This window comes from Paenibacillus sp. sgz302164, from assembly GCF_056120505.1.
In genome coordinates this window covers 236,296-251,806 of record NZ_JBVYOL010000003.1, presented here as the reverse complement: position 1 = coordinate 251,806, position 15,511 = coordinate 236,296, and the positions used below count along the sequence as shown (strand labels likewise).

Here is a 15,511-nt window from a genome sequence, read left to right as displayed (position 1 = left end):
ATGATTCATAGAACTTTGGAGAAAGGCAGGTGGAACACATGCATATTATGGCAGTAGGCTTAAACTATCGCACTGCGCCCGTCGAAATCCGCGAGAAGTTTACTTTTGCGGCTTCGGAATTATCGCAGGCACTGACCGAACTGAAACATACGAAAAGCATACTGGAATGTGTCATTGTGGCTACCTGCAATCGTACGGAAATCTATGCTGTAGTGGATCGTCCGCAGGTTTGCAGCCATTATGTAACCAGCTTTATCGAGCGTTGGTTCGAAGTGCCGAAAGATCAATTTCAAAAACATTTATATACGTACGAAAATGAAAAAGCGATCGAACACCTGTTCCGAGTGACAAGCGGTCTCGACTCGATGGTTATTGGAGAAACGCAAATTCTCGGCCAAGTACGGGACGCCTTTTTATTGTCGCAAAACCTGAAAGCGACGGGGGCGTTTTTCAACACGCTGTTCAAGCAGGCGGTCACCCTTGCCAAGCGGGCTCATTCCGAGACGGGAATCAACGACAATCCGGTATCCGTAAGCTATGCCGCGGTAGAGCTGGGCAAACGGATTTTCGGTACATATGCTAACAAAACCGTGATGATTATAGGCGCCGGCAAAATGAGCGAGCTGACGGTCAAGCATTTGTATGCGAGCGGAGCGAACAAAGTTATCGTTGTGAACCGCACGTACGAGCGCGCTGTCGAACTGGCGGCCAAATTCAACGGCATCCCCTGCGCAGCCGATCAAATGCTCCGGCATTTGGCGGAAGTCGATATTATTATCAGCTCGACGGGGGCTCCCGGCTATGTGCTGACAAGAGACCACTTGCAGGCTGTTTTGCAAAAAAGAAAGTCGCGCCCGCTCTTTATGATGGATATTGCCGTGCCGCGGGATCTTGATCCGCAAATCAGCGAGCTGCAAAATGTGTTCCTGTATGACATCGACGATTTGGAAATGATCGTTGACAAGCATCTGCAGGAAAGAAAGAGGGAAGCGGCGAAGATTGAGACAATGATTGCTGCCGAAATGGACATTTTCGATCAATGGACCAAGACGCTTGGCGTAAGCCCGGTCATCAAGGCGCTTCAGGCGAAAGCGAACCAGGTGCACGAGGAAACGATGGAAAGCATGCTGAAAAAGCTTCCTGATCTGGATGAGCGGGAAGTGAAAGTAATACGCAAATTGACCAAAAGTATCGTAAACCAGATGCTGCGCGATCCGATCCTGCGCATCAAGGAAATGGCTGGAGAGCGGCACGGCGACGAGGCGCTTGACATGTTTACGAAGCTGTTTGCGCTTGAAGAGGTGCTGGAACAGCAAGAGCAGGCAGACGAGCAGGCACAGGAAGCAGAACGAAAAGCGATCGAAGCGGAGGCAAAGCGCGCCCAGGAAGACAAACTGCTCGCTATCGGTCTGAAACACGCCGACGCTGTAGCGCAATCTTAAGTGATTCGGCGCTAACAATGCCCAGGAGAGGTGCCATGGTCACACGAAGCTTTTTGATGGACGCGATGATTTATATATATGCCCTGAGCCTGCTGTTTTACTTTTCGGATTTCGCTCACGCGAACCGGAACGCAAAACGGATGGGGACGGGGCTCCTTTTATTTGTATGGGTTTTGCAAACCGCGTATATGGCGTTCGGCTTGTACGGACGCGCGTTCGAGATGGGATTTTCCCGTTCCGATGTGCTCTATTTGTTTAGCTGGCTGCTTGTGACGATATCATTAATTATAAGCAGGTTTGTCAGGATTGAATTATTCGTTTTTTTTATCAATGTGTTCGGCTTTGCCATTCTCGCTCTTAATGTGTTCGGCAATCCTCAAATGATACCGATTTCGAGCCAGTGGGATGTGAACAGCGAGCTGCTGTTTATTCATATTTCGATGGCGGTCGGCAGCTATGCGGCTTTTACGGCCGCGGCGATCTTTTCCGGCATGTATTTGTTCCTCCACCGCAAGCTGAAGGAGAAGGAGTTCTCCGATACGGTCATGAGGCTGCCTTCTTTGGAAAAGATGGAGCAGTATACGTACAGGTCGGTCATTATCGGGGCGCCTTTGCTGCTGCTCGCTTTATGCTTGGGCATTGTCTGGATCGCGCTTCAAGGGAACGGCGGCCTGTTTTTCGATCCGAAGGTTGTCAATTCCGTTTTTGTATTGGCGGCTTACGCCTTTTACTTGTTCCAGCGCCATTCCATGCGTATCTCGGGCAATAAGCTGGCGGCGTGGAACATTGCGGCTTTCCTTATTGTCATGATCAATTTTGTAGTGTCGAACTTTTTTTCCGGCTTTCACAGCTGGATTTGGAGCTGATTCGAATTTGAAGCACCCGTACCCGGTGATGTTGAATGTGGAAGGCTGCCGATGCCTCGTCGTCGGCGGCGGTAAAGTGGCGGAGCGCAAAGTTCTTGCGCTGACGAAAGCCGGGGCGGACGTTACGGTAATCAGTCCGGATGTGACGGACGAACTTGCCGGCATGGCGGCCCGCGGCGAGGTAGTTCTTCTCAGGAAGACTTTCGAGCCCGGCGACCTCGCCTCCGGCGTATCGGACGGTGCAACCCGCTACATGCTGGCCGTAGCCGCGACGGATCAAGCGGAGGTCAACAAGCGGATTCACCGGGAAGCGCAGCGTCTCGGTATGCCGGTCAATGTGGTGGATGAACCGCAGATCAGCAGCTTTATCGTGCCTTCCGTCTTCCGCAGAGGGAAGCTTGTAATCGCAGTGTCAACGGGAGGGGCCAGCCCTTCTGCGGCGCGCAAAATTGCGAAAGAACTCGAAGCGGCTTACGGCGACGAGTACGAGGTCTATCTGGATTTTCTCGGCGATGTGCGCTCGAAAATTCAAAGCCTGGTGGAGGATAAAGCGGCAAGGCAGCGGATGTTCAAGCAGATGCTGGAGTGGGACGTGCTCGGACGCATACGGTCCGGGACGTTTGGGATATGGAAGGACGAATTGTTTGCTGAGCTGGAAAGAAAGCCGAATATAGATACAATTATGGCTTTCAGTGGTCGGAATAGAGAGGCAGGGGACTAGTAGAGATGAGAACTATCGTAGTTGGCACCAGACAGAGCGCGCTTGCATTAACGCAAACCGGTCAGGCTGTGAAGCAATTGGAAAAACTGGCTGCCGGGTATGGAATCGAATGCCGGTTCGAGATCAAGAAGATTGTGACCAAAGGGGACCGCATCCTGGACGTGACGCTGTCCAAGGTCGGCGGCAAAGGCCTGTTCGTCAAGGAGATCGAACAGGCTCTGCTGGACGGCGAGATCGACATCGCCGTCCACAGCATGAAAGATATGCCCTTCGAGCTTCCCGAAGGGCTTGTCATAGGAGCGGTGCCCGAGCGCGAGGACGCGCGCGATGCGCTGATCACGCGAGGGCACCGGTCGCTCGACGAGCTGCCGCAGGGCGCGCTCGTCGGCACGAGCTCGCTGCGGCGCGCCAGCCAGCTGCAGCACCTCCGCCCGGACCTCCGCATCGAGTCGCTCCGGGGGAACATCGATTCGAGGCTGCGCAAGCTCGAAGAGGGCAACTTCGATGCGATACTGCTGGCGTCGGCCGGTTTGCACCGGATCGGCTTTCAGGATCGCATCACGGCGTATTTGCCGCCCGAAGCATGCCTCCCTGCCGTAGGGCAGGGAGCGCTGTGCATCGAATGCCGGGGCGGCGACGACTTCGTGCTGGACCTGCTCGGCAGGTTCCAGCATGAGCCTACCGCGCTCGCGGTGCGGGCGGAGCGGAGCTTCCTCGGCAGACTCAACGGAGGCTGCCAGGTGCCGCTCGGCGCTTACGCGAGCGTCAGCGTCAACAGCGGCGGCGGTGCCGCGCCGCTGTTGACGCTGACGGGCATGGTCGGCACGCCCGACGGACAGACGCTGCTGAAGGAGACGGCCAGCGGCAGCGATCCGGAAGCGCTCGGCCTGCTCATCGCCGACAAGCTGATCGCGCAAGGTGCGGACCGCATCCTCGCTGCGGTAAGGGAGTGAGCGCGCGATGATCAAAGGAAAAGTATATCTTGTCGGAGCCGGTCCCGGCGACCCCAAGCTGATCACGGTACGCGGTCTGGAAGCGATCCAAAAGGCGGACGTGATCGTGTATGACCGCCTGGCAAGCCCCCGTTTGCTAAAACATCGAAAACCCGGAGCTGAGCTTATTTTTGTAGGCAAGCTGCCGGATAAGCATATGATGAAGCAGGAAGAGATCAACCGCTTGCTGGTCGATCTCTCGCTGCAAGGAAAAGTTGTTACGCGGCTCAAAGGCGGCGACCCGAGCGTCTTCGGACGCGTCGGCGAAGAAGCCGAGCTGCTGGCCGACCATGAGGTTACGTACGAAATCATACCGGGAATCACTTCATCCATCGCGGTGCCGGCCTATGCCGGAATACCGGTGACTCACCGTGATTTTACGTCATCCGTGGCGATCGTCACCGGGCATGAGTACCCGAACAAAACGTACTCCAGCCTGGATTGGGAGCATTTGGCGAAGGCGATCGGCACGATGGTGTTTCTGATGGGCGTAGCCAATCTGGAGCAAATCTGCCGGGAGCTGATCCGCTGCGGCAAGCCGCCGCAAATGCCCGTCGCTCTCGTGCGCTGGGGGACGTGGACGGATCAGGCGACGATCACGGGGACGCTGGAGGACATCGCCGAGAAAGTGAAGCGGGCGAATTTCCAATCCCCGGCCGTCATTATCGTCGGCGAGGTTGTCAAACTGCGCGAGAAGCTGGCCTGGGTGGAGAAAAAGCCGCTGTTCGGCCGCAGAGTGCTGGTCACGCGGGCGCGCAGCCAGGCGAGCGAGCTTGTCGATCTGATCGACGAAATGGGCGGGGAGCCGGTGGAGTTCCCGGTCATCCGCATGCAGCCGACGAGCCGGCCGGAAGCGGTCGAGGCATTGGACCGGGCGCTTGAGAGTTTGCCCCGATTCGATTGGATATTGTTCACGAGCGTTAACGGCGTGGAATATTTTTTCCGCAGACTGCGCGAGATGCGCATCGATGTTCGCCTTATGGGCGGCGCCCGGATCGCGGCTGTCGGCCCGAAGACCGCTGAAGCTTTGGCTGAACGCGGTTTGATTGCCGACGTGCTGCCGTCCAGATTTCAGGGTGACGATCTGCTGGATGCCATCCAAACCGAGCTGAAGGCGGGCCAGCACGTGCTGCTCCCGACAGCCGATATCGCCAAGGAATACATTCCTGCGAGACTGGCGGAGCTTGGCCTTCACGTTACCGAAGTGGACGTGTACGAGAATGTGCTCGATACCGAGGGCGGTGAGGAAGTGATCGAGCTGCTGCGCAATCAGGCCATTCATATCATTACTTTTACAAGTTCGTCGACAGTGACCAATTTGCTCGAAGCTTTGCGCCGGCTCGGGGCCGAAGATCCCGTCAGCCTGCTGCAGAGCGCCGAAATTGCCTGCATCGGTCCGAAAACGGCGGAAACCGTCCGCCAAGCGGGCCTGCCGATCGCTTATATGGCCGAAGAAGCGACGGTTGCTTCTTTGGCGCAAAGCTTATCGGCGCGCAAGCCGCACTAATGCATATCCATATTCAAAGAGTCAAGGAGGCCGTAACTATATGAGTTTTCCGATTGTACGCAACCGCCGTTTGCGCGGGTCGGCAGCGATCCGCAACCTGGTCCGTGAGAATCAGGTTACGATTCATGATTTGGTTCAGCCGATTTTTGTCACCCATGGAACGGGCATCAGGGATGAGATCGCTTCTATGCCCGGAGTGTTTCATTTTTCGCTCGACCGGATGGAAGCCGAAATTGATGAGATCGTGCAGCTAGGCATTCAAGCGATTTTGCTGTTCGGCTTGCCTGAGCACAAGGACGCCGAAGGCACCTCGGCCTACGAGGAGAACGGTATCGTTCAGCAGGCGGCCCGCCGCATCAAGGAGCTGCATCCGAACCTTTTGATCATTGCCGACACTTGCCTGTGCCAATTTACGGATACCGGGCACTGCGGCGTTGTCCATCATCATCCGATTACGGGACAAGCCGACGTAGCGAACGATGCGTCCCTGGAACTGCTGGTCAAAACAGCCGTATCCCAGGCCCGGGCAGGCGCCGACATTATCGCGCCCTCCAATATGATGGACGGCTATGTGCAGGCGATCCGCTCAGGGCTCGACGAAGCCGGCTACGAGCATGTGCCGATCATGGCGTATTCCGTCAAGTACGCGTCGGCGTATTACGGCCCGTTCCGCGACGCCGCGCATTCGGCTCCGCAGTTCGGCGACCGCAAAACGTATCAAATGGACCCGGCGAATGCGCGGGAGGCGCTGCGCGAAGCGGAAACCGACGTGATCGAAGGCGCCGACTTCCTGATGGTCAAGCCTGCGCTCGCTTATATGGACGTGATCCGCATGCTCAAGGATAATTTCGATCTGCCTGTCGTCGCTTACAACGTCAGCGCGGAATATTCCATGATCAAAGCGGCTGCGCTGCAGGGCTGGATCGATGAAAAGTCCATCGTTATGGAAACGATGACGGGCTTCAAGCGCGCCGGCGCGGACATTATTCTTACTTACTTCGCCAAAGATATCGCACGCTGGCTGCGTGGCTGATGATTCGCTTCGAATAGCGATTCACGACCGGCAGTCCGGCGGATGAACTCGGCAGAAGGCATACGTATGTGCAATGACGGATTTTATGCGGGCGAACGCATAAAATCCGTCATTATTCATTGGGCAAGCCCAAAGGCAGTTCCGCCCGCCGGACTCCTGAAACTGCTGTGCACCGGAGGGTCTTTTGTCATACTTTTGTCGGAAACCGAAAGCTCCCATCGGTTGTTACAGGCGTATAATTAGGGCATAATGGATGAGAAAAGCACGGAATATTATGGTTTGGAAAAAGAGGAAGGTGCCTCGTGAGTTATAACGATAATTTTATTAAGGCTTGCCGGAAAGAACCGGTAGATACGCTGCCCGTATGGTATATGCGCCAGGCAGGCCGCTACGATCCGGATTACCGCAAAATTAAAGAAAAGTACTCGCTGCTTGAAATTTGCAGCCAGCCCGAGCTTGCCGCAGAGGTTACCATGATGCCGATCAGGAAGCTTGGTGTGGATGCGGCCATTTTGTACTCGGATATCATGAATCCGGTTGCTTCGCTCGGGGTTGACTTCGATATTGTAAAAAACATCGGTCCCGTCATTCATACGCCGGTCCGCACGGCGCAGGATGTAGAAAACCTGCGTCCGATAGACGTTGAAAAGGATTTATCTCACATCATTGAAACGATTCGGATTTTGCACCGGGAGCTGGAGGTTCCGCTGATTTCGTTCGCCGGTGCGCCGTTTACGATCGCGAGCTATTTAATCGAAGGCAAGCCTTCGAAAAGCTATATCCGCACGAAAACGCTGATGTACAGCGAGCCCAAAGTTTGGTACGCCTTGATGGATAAGCTGGGGGATATGGTGATCACGTATCTCAGAGCGCATATCGCCGCCGGCGCCAAAGCGGTGCAAGTGTTCGACAGTTGGGTGGGCGCGCTTTCGCCTTCCGATTTTCAAATGTACGTGCTGCCGACGATGAAGCGGATTTTCAAGGAGCTTGCGGATTTGACCGAGCCGAAAATTTATTTCCCGGGCGTCAGTTCCGGCGAATTGCTGCCTTATTTGAAAGATTTGCAGGCGGATGTCATCGGCCTAGACTGGCGGATTCCGATCCCGGAAGGCCGCAAAAGACTCGGAGACCGGTTTGCCGTTCAAGGCAACCTCGATCCTTACGTGCTGACAGCGCCTATGAGCGTCATCGAGCGGCAGGCGAAAGCCATCATTGACGAAGGCATCGGCAGGCCCGGCTACATTTTTAACCTGGGGCACGGCCTGTTTCCGGAAGCCTCGTTGGAGAAGCTCAAACATTTAACCTCGTTTATCCACGAATATTCGCATGCCGCATTATCCCAGCAAACAGAGAAGAGTGGTGTCTAACATGACAAAACGCCGTATCGGTGTATTGGTAATGTCTTACGGAACTCCGGAAAGTCTGGATCAGGTCGAAGCGTATTATACGCATATTCGGCGCGGCCATCCGCCTACGCCGGAGCAGCTGCATGAATTGACGTCGCGTTATGAAGCGATTGTCGGCGGTTTTTTTCCGCTGCGCGAAAATACGAACAAACAGGTTCAAGGGCTGGAAGATACGCTGAACCGCGAGCATGGAGATATGGAGTTCGTCTGCTATCAAGGTCTGAAGCATGCTCAGCCATACGTGGAGGACGGCGTGGAGCAGATGGTCAAGGACGGCATCGAAGAAGCGGTCGGCGTCGTGCTGGCGCCCCATTACTCGGTCATGAGCGTGGGCGGATATGTGAAGCGGGCGCAGGATAAAGCCGCAGAGCTTGGCTTGCGCATTGATTTCGTACTGAGCTATCATCTGCATCCGAAGCTGATTCAAGCATTGACGGAGCGCGTGGAGTCCGCGCTGGCGAAGTTCGACGCCGCGAGCCGGGACGATGTCCGCGTCATTTTTACAGCGCACAGCCTGCCTGAAAAAATTGTCGAAATGAAAGATCCGTATCCCGATCAACTGCTGGCAACCTCCAAGGCGATTGCCGAGCGGGTGGGCGTGACGAATTGGCAGTTCGGCTGGCAAAGCGCCGGGCAGACCGCGATGCCATGGCTCGGGCCGGACATTTTGGACGTGCTGCAAACGATTCGCAAGGAAGAAAACGTGAAGCATGTGCTGCTGTGCCCGATCGGCTTTGTATCCGACCATCTCGAAGTGCTTTACGATATCGATATCGAGGCGCAGGCTTTGGCCAAGGAGCTGGGCATCCATCTGGAACGTACGGAGTCGCTGAACACGGACCCGCTCTACATGGAGACATTAAGCGACGTCGTTTACGATAAAGTGAAGGAAAGCACGAGCAAATAAATTTTTTCGTATGTGCGCGAAAGGGGAGATTTCCATGAGTGCAGAACGACCGCACATCATCATTATCGGCGGAGGCATAACCGGTCTCAGCGCCGCTTACTATGTCAAAAAGAGATTATCTGCCGAGGGCGTAAGCGCGCGTCTGACGGTCGTGGAGAAATCATCCTCTTTTGGCGGCAAAATTCATACGATTCAGCGCGACGGCTTTGTTATCGAAAAAGGCCCGGATTCCGTCCTCGCGCGCAAGCGGCCGACGATCGATCTGGCCCGCGAGCTCGGCCTGGAAGGGGAACTGACGGGGCTCAATCCGCAAGCCAAGAAAACGTATATCGTACGCAGGGGCAAAATGCACCGCATGCCGCCGGGTCTCGTGCTGGGCATCCCGACGGAAATAGCACCTTTTATGAAAACAGGGCTGATCTCGCCGCTCGGCAAAGCCCGGGCTGCGCTGGACGTAGTGCTGCCTGTGCGCGAGGAGACGACGGACGAATCGCTCGGGCACTTTCTGGAGCGCCGGCTCGGCAAAGAGGTGCTGGAAAACGTCGTGGAGCCGCTGCTTGCCGGCATTTACGCGGGTGATACGTTCAAGCTGAGCTTGAAGTCCACCTTTCCGCAATTTCAAGCTATGGAACAAAAGCACAAAAGCTTGATCAAAGGAATGATGGCAAGCCGGAAAAACAATGCGGGGGAAAACGCCCATGTGCCCGAGCCACTCAAGGCATCCGCTTTTGTCACTTTCAAAAAAGGGCTGCAGACGCTGGTTGAGGGGCTGCTCGAAAGCTTGTCCGACTGCGACCTGCGAACGGACACCGGCGTCGTATCGGTAAGGAAGACGGAGCTTGGCCTTACGGAAGTCGTGTTTGAGGACGGGCATACGGAAACGGCGGACGGAGTCATCATCGGTACGCCTGCGTATCAGACGGCCCGGCTGCTGGCTCATCTGCAGCTTGCGGATCATTTGAAGCAGATCGAATATATTTCAGTCGCCAATGTCATTATGGCTTTTGACCGGAAAGACATTCCGTTCGAGCTGGACGCCTCCGGCTTCCTGGTGCCGCGCACAGAAGGGCGCACGATTACGGCGAGCACGTGGACATCGTCCAAATGGCTGCATACGGCGCCGGACGGCAAAGTGCTGCTGCGCTGTTACATCGGCCGCTCGGGCGAGCAGGAATGGCTGAACTGGAGCGACGAGCAGCTCGTGCAAAAAGCCCGCCACGATCTCGGCGAGCTTCTGGGTCTGCATGCAGAGCCGTTGTTTTATGAGATTACACGGATGCCTCAATCGATGCCGCAATATCCGGTTGGCCATTTGGAGAAAATAGATCGGTTTCGCAAGGAGCTGGCTGCGGAAATGCCGGGGGTGTTTGCAGCCGGTGCGGGATTTCACGGGGTCGGTATTCCCGACTGCATCCGCCAGGGGCAAGAAGCCGCTGTACAGCTGGCTGACTACATGGCGCAAAAGCTTCCCGACCCTGCATATGCCCGTTAGGCGCCGGACTAGCGAAGCTTGGACAAATCCAGCCTGAAATCGACGGGCGAGATCGTAAGAATCTGCTTTTCCTCCAGATCGCGGATCACCTGCATGAGCGTATTTTTTTGGACCCCTGCGAGCTGGGATATTTCGTCATAATTCAGAACAAGCTTGATGATGATGGAGTTCTCGCTGCGTATGCCGTGTTTGTTCGCCATTGTGATCAGGCTTTTGATGACGCGGGTTCTGGCGTCGAGGAATGTCAGGTCGTAGACGTGCTGGTTCGTATCGCGCAGCCGGCTGCTCAGTTCCCGCATAATGCCGAGCGCTATGTCAAAATGATTGCGCAGCAGGCCGAGGAAATTTTGCGCAGTCAGCGTGACGAGCGCGCATTCTTCCAACGTTTGCGCGGAAGCCGAGCGCGGCTTGCCGTCGATCAGCGACAGCTCGCCGAAGCTTTCTCCCGATTTGCAGATCGACAATATTTTCTCCTCGCCGCTATTGCCGGTCGTATAAATTTTGACGGACCCGCTGATCACCATGTAGAACACCGAGCCCGGGTCTTTTTCGGAAAAAAGCACCGTATTCGGCCGATATGATTTTTTGCTGCAAATTTCGGCTACGGCACCCAGTTGGGCATCGGTCAATTGCGAAAATAAAGGTACCCGTTTGACGAATTCTAGCATCATGTACCGCCTTTAGTCATAAATTGGATTCCGTTTTATTTTACCATATATGGTCTTCGTGGAGGTATGAAGAAAATGAAAAATTCGAGCAGAATCGATACGCGTTCGGCTGCCGCATTCAGCGAAGCGAAGAAAGTGATTCCCGGCGGTGTGAACAGTCCTGTGCGCGCTTTTAAATCGGTAGGCTTGACCCCTTTGTTTATGGAAAAGGGAGCCGGCTCCAGGGTCACCGATATCGACGGAAACAGCTACATCGACTACGTCGGTTCATGGGGACCGCTCATCGTCGGCCACGCCCACCCGGAAGTGGTGGAAGCGATCAAAGAGGCGGCTGAAAAGGGAACGAGCTTCGGCGCACCGACCGAACTTGAAACGGAAATGGCCAACCTCGTTATCGAACGGGTGCCTTCAATCGAGATGGTACGCATGGTGAGTTCGGGGACCGAAGCGACGATGAGTGCCCTCCGGCTGGCACGCGGCTTTACGAAGCGCAACAAGATCGTGAAATTCGAAGGCGGCTATCATGGGCATGCCGATGCTCTTTTGATCAAGGCGGGTTCCGGGGTCGCTACATTGGGCTTGCCCGACAGCCCGGGGGTTCCCGAGAACGTAGCGGTCAATACGATTACGGTGCCTTATAACGACCTGGAGTCGATTAAACTTGTTTTCGGGAAGTTTGGCGAAGATATCGCGGCAGTGATTGTAGAGCCGGTCGCCGGCAATATGGGCGTCGTTCCGCCTGCGGAAGGCTTTTTGCAAGGACTGAGAAGCATTACGCAGCAGTACGGCAGCTTGCTGATCTTCGACGAGGTGATGACCGGCTTCCGGGTGCACAAACATTGCGCTCAAGGGCTGTACGGAATTACGCCCGACCTGACGTGTCTTGGCAAGGTGATCGGCGGCGGATTGCCGGTAGGGGCTTATGGCGGAAGGCTCGATATTATGGAGCACATCGCGCCTGCCGGACCGATCTATCAGGCCGGAACGCTCTCCGGCAACCCGCTCGCTATGGCGGCCGGTTACACGACTTTAAAGCTGCTCGGCCAACCGGGCGTGTACGAGGAATTGGAGCGGAAATCGGCAATGCTGGAAGCCGGATTTAAGAAAAACGCCGCCGAGGTCGGCATCCCATGCACGATCAACCGCGTCGGCTCGATGCTGTGCCCGTTTTTTACCGAGCAGACCGTTGTCGATTACGAAACGGCGAAAACGTCGGATTTGGCCAAGTTCAACGCCTATTTCGGCCATTTGCTTGATCTGGGCGTTTCCGTGGCGCCTTCCCAGTTCGAAGGGATGTTCATTTCCACCGTTCACTCAGATAGCGATATAGCGGAAACGATCGAAGCTCACCGCGAGGCGCTTAAGCGCCTGTAAAAGATGGGCGGGGCACTTCACGCTGCGATGATGCAAATAAGCCCATTTGTAACCTGGAAATGGAAAAGCAGCGAAGGTGTGTTTATAGCCTGAGGAATGGAATGCTGCGAAAAGTATGATCGGTTACATTTACAGTTTGGAAAAAACTGCAAAAGTGCAGGCTTTTTCGATGGAAACGGCCCGTTTGAGGAAAAAGCCTGCAAATGTGCAGGAATTATCGGCCAAACCGGGACCAAGCCTCCGACCCGGCAGAAAAAACTGCACTTTTGCAGGAATGATTCAAGACAAGCGCATCGTGAGGGCAAAAAGATGTATTTTTGCAGGTTTTTTGCGCGTTTGCGCTAATGGTGTCCGAGGTGCAGGAGGGGCGCTGAATCCTCTGAAGCCGTTTACGGCGGCGGAAGAGGGGGAGCAGCAAAAAAAGGTTGACCCATTCGGGTCAACCTTTTTTTAGTTCGCCTTCGGAGAAGCCGCAGGCGCTTGCGTAGGGCTTGCATCGGTTTTCGCTGTTCCCCCTCCGTCAGGGGCAGGGCTCGCGGTTGCAGCAGGCGCTACGCTCGGTTTCGGCGTCGCCGACGGAGCAGGATTCACGCTGCCTGCTGCGGCGCCGGTTCCCGCAGGCTCGCTCGTGCTGCCGCCGCTCGCGCTCGGCGACACAGAAGGCGAAGCCCCGGGCTTCGCCGAAGCACCTGCTTTCGGCGATCCGCTCGCCGTTCCGCCGGGCCCCTCCGAAGCGCCCGGCTTGGCCTGGCCGGTTTCGTCCGTTTCGGCTTTCGCGGATGGCTTCGGCGTCGCTGCCGGCTTCGGCGTTGCCGTCGCCTTGGGCTGGTTCGCTTTTTTCTGAGCCTGCTCTTTCAGGAAATCAGGGTGATCGTAAGCGCCGCCCGGATCAATCGTAGTCAAGCCTTCCCAAACGTTATCGACCTTAACGGACTCGGGATGATCGAAGACAAGGAAAGCGGACGGCAAACGGCGTTCGCCGTAACGGCTCGATGGCTTGGTAATCAGATCGTTGTCGTAAACCATTTCCGACGAAGCCCCGCCGTCCAGGAAGCCTGCGTTAATGACGCCGTCTTCAAGGAACAGGTCCTGGACTTCTTTGAGCGTTGCGCCTACGCTGTGCGCTTGGCGGCCGTCGATCACGATAAAGATGACGGTTCCGTCCGCTTTTTGCCCGACGGCTGTTCTGGGCGCTCTGCCCCAGCCGCCGTCCCCGCTCGTAATCAGCCCTTTGCCGTTGGCGATAACGCGGGGATAAAACGATACGGCCTCGGTTACATTAAGCTTCAGCAGCTCGTTGATGCTGTATTTACCGATAATGAGCGTTCCTTCCTTGGTAAAACCTACGATTTGCTGAGGAATGGAGCCTTCCTGGTCGGTGTACAAAATGTTACCGCCGGACATAATGGCGCCGATCGGGGCAAATCCGTTGCCAAGCCCGTCGGGATCGTTAAATCCTCCGCCGTTCACGCCGGCTACGGCTCCCGTCCGCTGCACCATCGACGTAATCCGCTCGCCTTCACCCTGCTTGGAAGGGACGACTACGCGGATCGTTCTCGGATCGTATACATACATTTTTTTGCCTTTCCAGAATTGGCCGGAAATGTCTTCAACCTTGACGAGACTTTCCATAGGACGGTTTTTGTTATACTTCACGGCTTGCAGATCTTGTTTTTCGATAGAGTTGATTTCCGTCAAATCCTGCATTTCTTTGACCAGTTGATCGCGGCGCTCGGCGCCGACAAAGATCCAGGCCCAGTCACGGTGCTGCGTCGTGATGACCGTTTTGGCCAAATAAACACGGATGGTTTCGCCAAGAGGCGTTAAAAACAAAAAGCTCGAACAAAGAAACGTACATGCCGCTATAAGCAGAAGCAAGCGTTTCAGCCAGCTCCAGCTGCGAAAATGCTGTAAAATTGCAGTATTCAAAATAATTCCTCTCCTGCTCCATTTTTCTTCAAATTCTAAGATGTCGAAAAAAACAGTACTAGATTTCATTCTATCATATTTACGCATGCAATTGTTAATGGTAATTGTTAAAATAAAGTGGACTTGATTCAAGCATGAAGAAGGAGCTGCCCGATTGTGAAGCGATACTATTTTTTTGATTTTCCAATAGATGTGATGGCCGTTGTTTTTTTCTTTTTGCTGCTGCTGGCCGTATTGCTTATTTTCTTTCATAGAGGCAACCGGTCATGATCGGATGGAAGCGGAAAGGCGAGTGGATGGAGCTTCCTCTCCCCGGCGACGATTGGAGCCCTCTAGCTCCGCTAGCCGCTGAAAGGCTGGGGGCTCTGCTGCCTGTCCCGCGCAAACTGTATTTGCGGCTGGCTGCTCAAGGAGGCGTGCGCGTGCAGGCGGGAAAGCTGCTGCTGCGGGTTTTTCCCGAGGATGCTCCCGGTTTTGAAGCGGAGTACGGCGAGGTGGAGGTTTTGTACGAGGATGATTTTTGTCTCGTCGTCAACAAGCCCGCCGGGATGTCCGTTCATCCTTCGGAGCGGGGACAGCAGGGGACGCTGGCTTCGGCCGTAGCCTATTATTATGCGTCTACGGGGCAGGCGTGCGCTGTCCGCCATATACACAGACTTGACCGGGACACGACCGGCGCCGTTCTGTACGCCAAGAACGAATGGGCGCACGTGCTGCTCGACGAGGCGATGCGCGACAAGCGGATCGACCGGAGATATGCGGCGATTGCCGAGGGGCGGTTTCGCGCCAAAGGAGGAGCGATCCGCGAGCCGATCGGCAAGGACCGCCATCATTCCGGCAAAAGACGCGTAACGCCGAGGGGCGATGCGGCCGTAACGCATTTTGAAGTCGCGGAGCAGTTGAAACGGGCGGCACACGTGCAGCTGCGGCTGGAAACGGGACGTACGCATCAAATCAGAGTCCATCTCAGCCATATCGGACATCCTCTTGCGGGGGACGTTTTGTACGGAGGGTCTTCTGCGCTGCTGGGGCGCCAGGCTTTGCATGGAGAGCGGCTGCTTTTTCAGCATCCGGTCACGCTGGAAAGGGTCGAAGTGCAGGCGCCGTGGCCTGAAGATATGCTGCTTTTGCTAGAGAAGCTTCGAGTTTCGTAAAAATATAGTCATGCCATCTC

General features: G+C 55.4%; 13 protein-coding genes. 11 read left to right on the top strand and 2 right to left on the bottom strand.

The annotated features are described in order from the left end of the window. The first annotated feature begins 38 nt into the window (after window positions 1-38). The 9 genes from hemA (at window position 39) to hemG (ending at window position 10,366) form a co-directional block, all read left to right on the top strand. Complete coding sequence (gene hemA, locus AC0LWT_RS06715) at window positions 39-1,442, top strand: glutamyl-tRNA reductase (RefSeq protein ID WP_474680455.1); 1,404 nt, start codon at window positions 39-41, stop codon at window positions 1,440-1,442. Window positions 1,443-1,477: 35 nt separating this feature from the next. Beyond that, window positions 1,478-2,308, top strand: coding sequence for a cytochrome C assembly family protein (locus AC0LWT_RS06710; protein WP_474680454.1), 831 nt, complete (start codon window positions 1,478-1,480; stop codon window positions 2,306-2,308). A 7-nt stretch (window positions 2,309-2,315) separates the two neighbouring features. Next, window positions 2,316-3,029 (top strand): precorrin-2 dehydrogenase/sirohydrochlorin ferrochelatase family protein, encoded by a 714-nt coding sequence (locus AC0LWT_RS06705; RefSeq protein WP_474680453.1) that lies wholly within the window; start codon window positions 2,316-2,318, stop codon window positions 3,027-3,029. A 5-nt stretch (window positions 3,030-3,034) separates the two neighbouring features. After that, on the top strand, window positions 3,035-3,982 hold the full coding sequence (gene hemC, locus AC0LWT_RS06700) for a hydroxymethylbilane synthase (RefSeq protein ID WP_474680452.1): 948 nt from the start codon (window positions 3,035-3,037) through the stop codon (window positions 3,980-3,982). A 7-nt stretch (window positions 3,983-3,989) separates the two neighbouring features. Beyond that, entirely contained in the window at window positions 3,990-5,528 is a 1,539-nt protein-coding gene (cobA, locus tag AC0LWT_RS06695; RefSeq protein ID WP_474680451.1) for a uroporphyrinogen-III C-methyltransferase, read from the top strand. A gap of 40 nt (window positions 5,529-5,568) precedes the next feature. Continuing rightward, window positions 5,569-6,561 carry a porphobilinogen synthase gene (gene hemB / locus AC0LWT_RS06690; protein ID WP_474680450.1) on the top strand — a complete coding sequence of 331 codons (993 nt, stop codon included), beginning with the start codon at window positions 5,569-5,571 and terminating at the stop codon, window positions 6,559-6,561. Window positions 6,562-6,863: 302 nt separating this feature from the next. Then, on the top strand, window positions 6,864-7,928 hold the full coding sequence (gene hemE / locus AC0LWT_RS06685) for a uroporphyrinogen decarboxylase (RefSeq protein WP_474680449.1): 1,065 nt from the start codon (window positions 6,864-6,866) through the stop codon (window positions 7,926-7,928). 1 nt (window position 7,929) lies between these two features. Then, window positions 7,930-8,874, top strand: a complete 945-nt coding sequence (gene hemH / locus AC0LWT_RS06680; RefSeq protein ID WP_474680448.1) for a ferrochelatase — start codon at window positions 7,930-7,932, stop codon at window positions 8,872-8,874. A 34-nt stretch (window positions 8,875-8,908) separates the two neighbouring features. Continuing rightward, window positions 8,909-10,366, top strand: a complete 1,458-nt coding sequence (hemG, locus tag AC0LWT_RS06675) for a protoporphyrinogen oxidase (RefSeq protein ID WP_474680447.1) — start codon at window positions 8,909-8,911, stop codon at window positions 10,364-10,366. An 8-nt stretch (window positions 10,367-10,374) separates the two neighbouring features. Here the strand turns inward: hemG and AC0LWT_RS06670 are convergent, their stop codons facing one another. Then, window positions 10,375-11,037 carry a Crp/Fnr family transcriptional regulator gene (locus AC0LWT_RS06670; protein WP_474680446.1) on the bottom strand — a complete coding sequence of 221 codons (663 nt, stop codon included), beginning with the start codon at window positions 11,035-11,037 and terminating at the stop codon, window positions 10,375-10,377. Between the two features lie 72 nt (window positions 11,038-11,109). On the opposite strand from AC0LWT_RS06670, the gene hemL reads away from it, so the two are divergent. Continuing rightward, the gene (gene hemL, locus AC0LWT_RS06665) at window positions 11,110-12,408 is read left to right on the top strand and encodes a glutamate-1-semialdehyde 2,1-aminomutase (protein WP_474680445.1); all 1,299 of its coding nucleotides are present in this window, start codon (window positions 11,110-11,112) and stop codon (window positions 12,406-12,408) included. A 450-nt stretch (window positions 12,409-12,858) separates the two neighbouring features. On the opposite strand, the gene AC0LWT_RS06660 is transcribed toward hemL, so the two are convergent. Then, entirely contained in the window at window positions 12,859-14,337 is a 1,479-nt protein-coding gene (locus AC0LWT_RS06660) for a phosphodiester glycosidase family protein (RefSeq protein ID WP_474680444.1), read from the bottom strand. 266 nt (window positions 14,338-14,603) lie between these two features. Here AC0LWT_RS06660 and AC0LWT_RS06655 point away from each other — a divergent pair, with 266 nt between their 5' ends. After that, the gene (locus AC0LWT_RS06655) at window positions 14,604-15,491 is read left to right on the top strand and encodes an RluA family pseudouridine synthase (RefSeq protein ID WP_474680443.1); all 888 of its coding nucleotides are present in this window, start codon (window positions 14,604-14,606) and stop codon (window positions 15,489-15,491) included. Window positions 15,492-15,511: the final 20 nt, after the last annotated feature.

What these genes read in the sequence shown, in the direction of transcription:
- hemA (WP_474680455.1), top strand. Translation starts at nt 39, where the DNA reads ATGCATATTATGGCAGTAGGCTTAAACTATCGCACTGCGCCCGTCGAA.
- AC0LWT_RS06710 (WP_474680454.1), top strand. Translation starts at nt 1,478, where the DNA reads ATGGTCACACGAAGCTTTTTGATGGACGCGATGATTTATATATATGCC.
- hemC (WP_474680452.1), top strand. Translation starts at nt 3,035, where the DNA reads ATGAGAACTATCGTAGTTGGCACCAGACAGAGCGCGCTTGCATTAACG.
- cobA (WP_474680451.1), top strand. Translation starts at nt 3,990, where the DNA reads ATGATCAAAGGAAAAGTATATCTTGTCGGAGCCGGTCCCGGCGACCCC.
- hemB (WP_474680450.1), top strand. Translation starts at nt 5,569, where the DNA reads ATGAGTTTTCCGATTGTACGCAACCGCCGTTTGCGCGGGTCGGCAGCG.
- hemH (WP_474680448.1), top strand. Translation starts at nt 7,930, where the DNA reads ATGACAAAACGCCGTATCGGTGTATTGGTAATGTCTTACGGAACTCCG.
- hemG (WP_474680447.1), top strand. Translation starts at nt 8,909, where the DNA reads ATGAGTGCAGAACGACCGCACATCATCATTATCGGCGGAGGCATAACC.
- AC0LWT_RS06670 (WP_474680446.1), bottom strand. Translation starts at nt 11,037, where the DNA reads ATGATGCTAGAATTCGTCAAACGGGTACCTTTATTTTCGCAATTGACC.
- hemL (WP_474680445.1), top strand. Translation starts at nt 11,110, where the DNA reads ATGAAAAATTCGAGCAGAATCGATACGCGTTCGGCTGCCGCATTCAGC.
- AC0LWT_RS06655 (WP_474680443.1), top strand. Translation starts at nt 14,604, where the DNA reads ATGATCGGATGGAAGCGGAAAGGCGAGTGGATGGAGCTTCCTCTCCCC.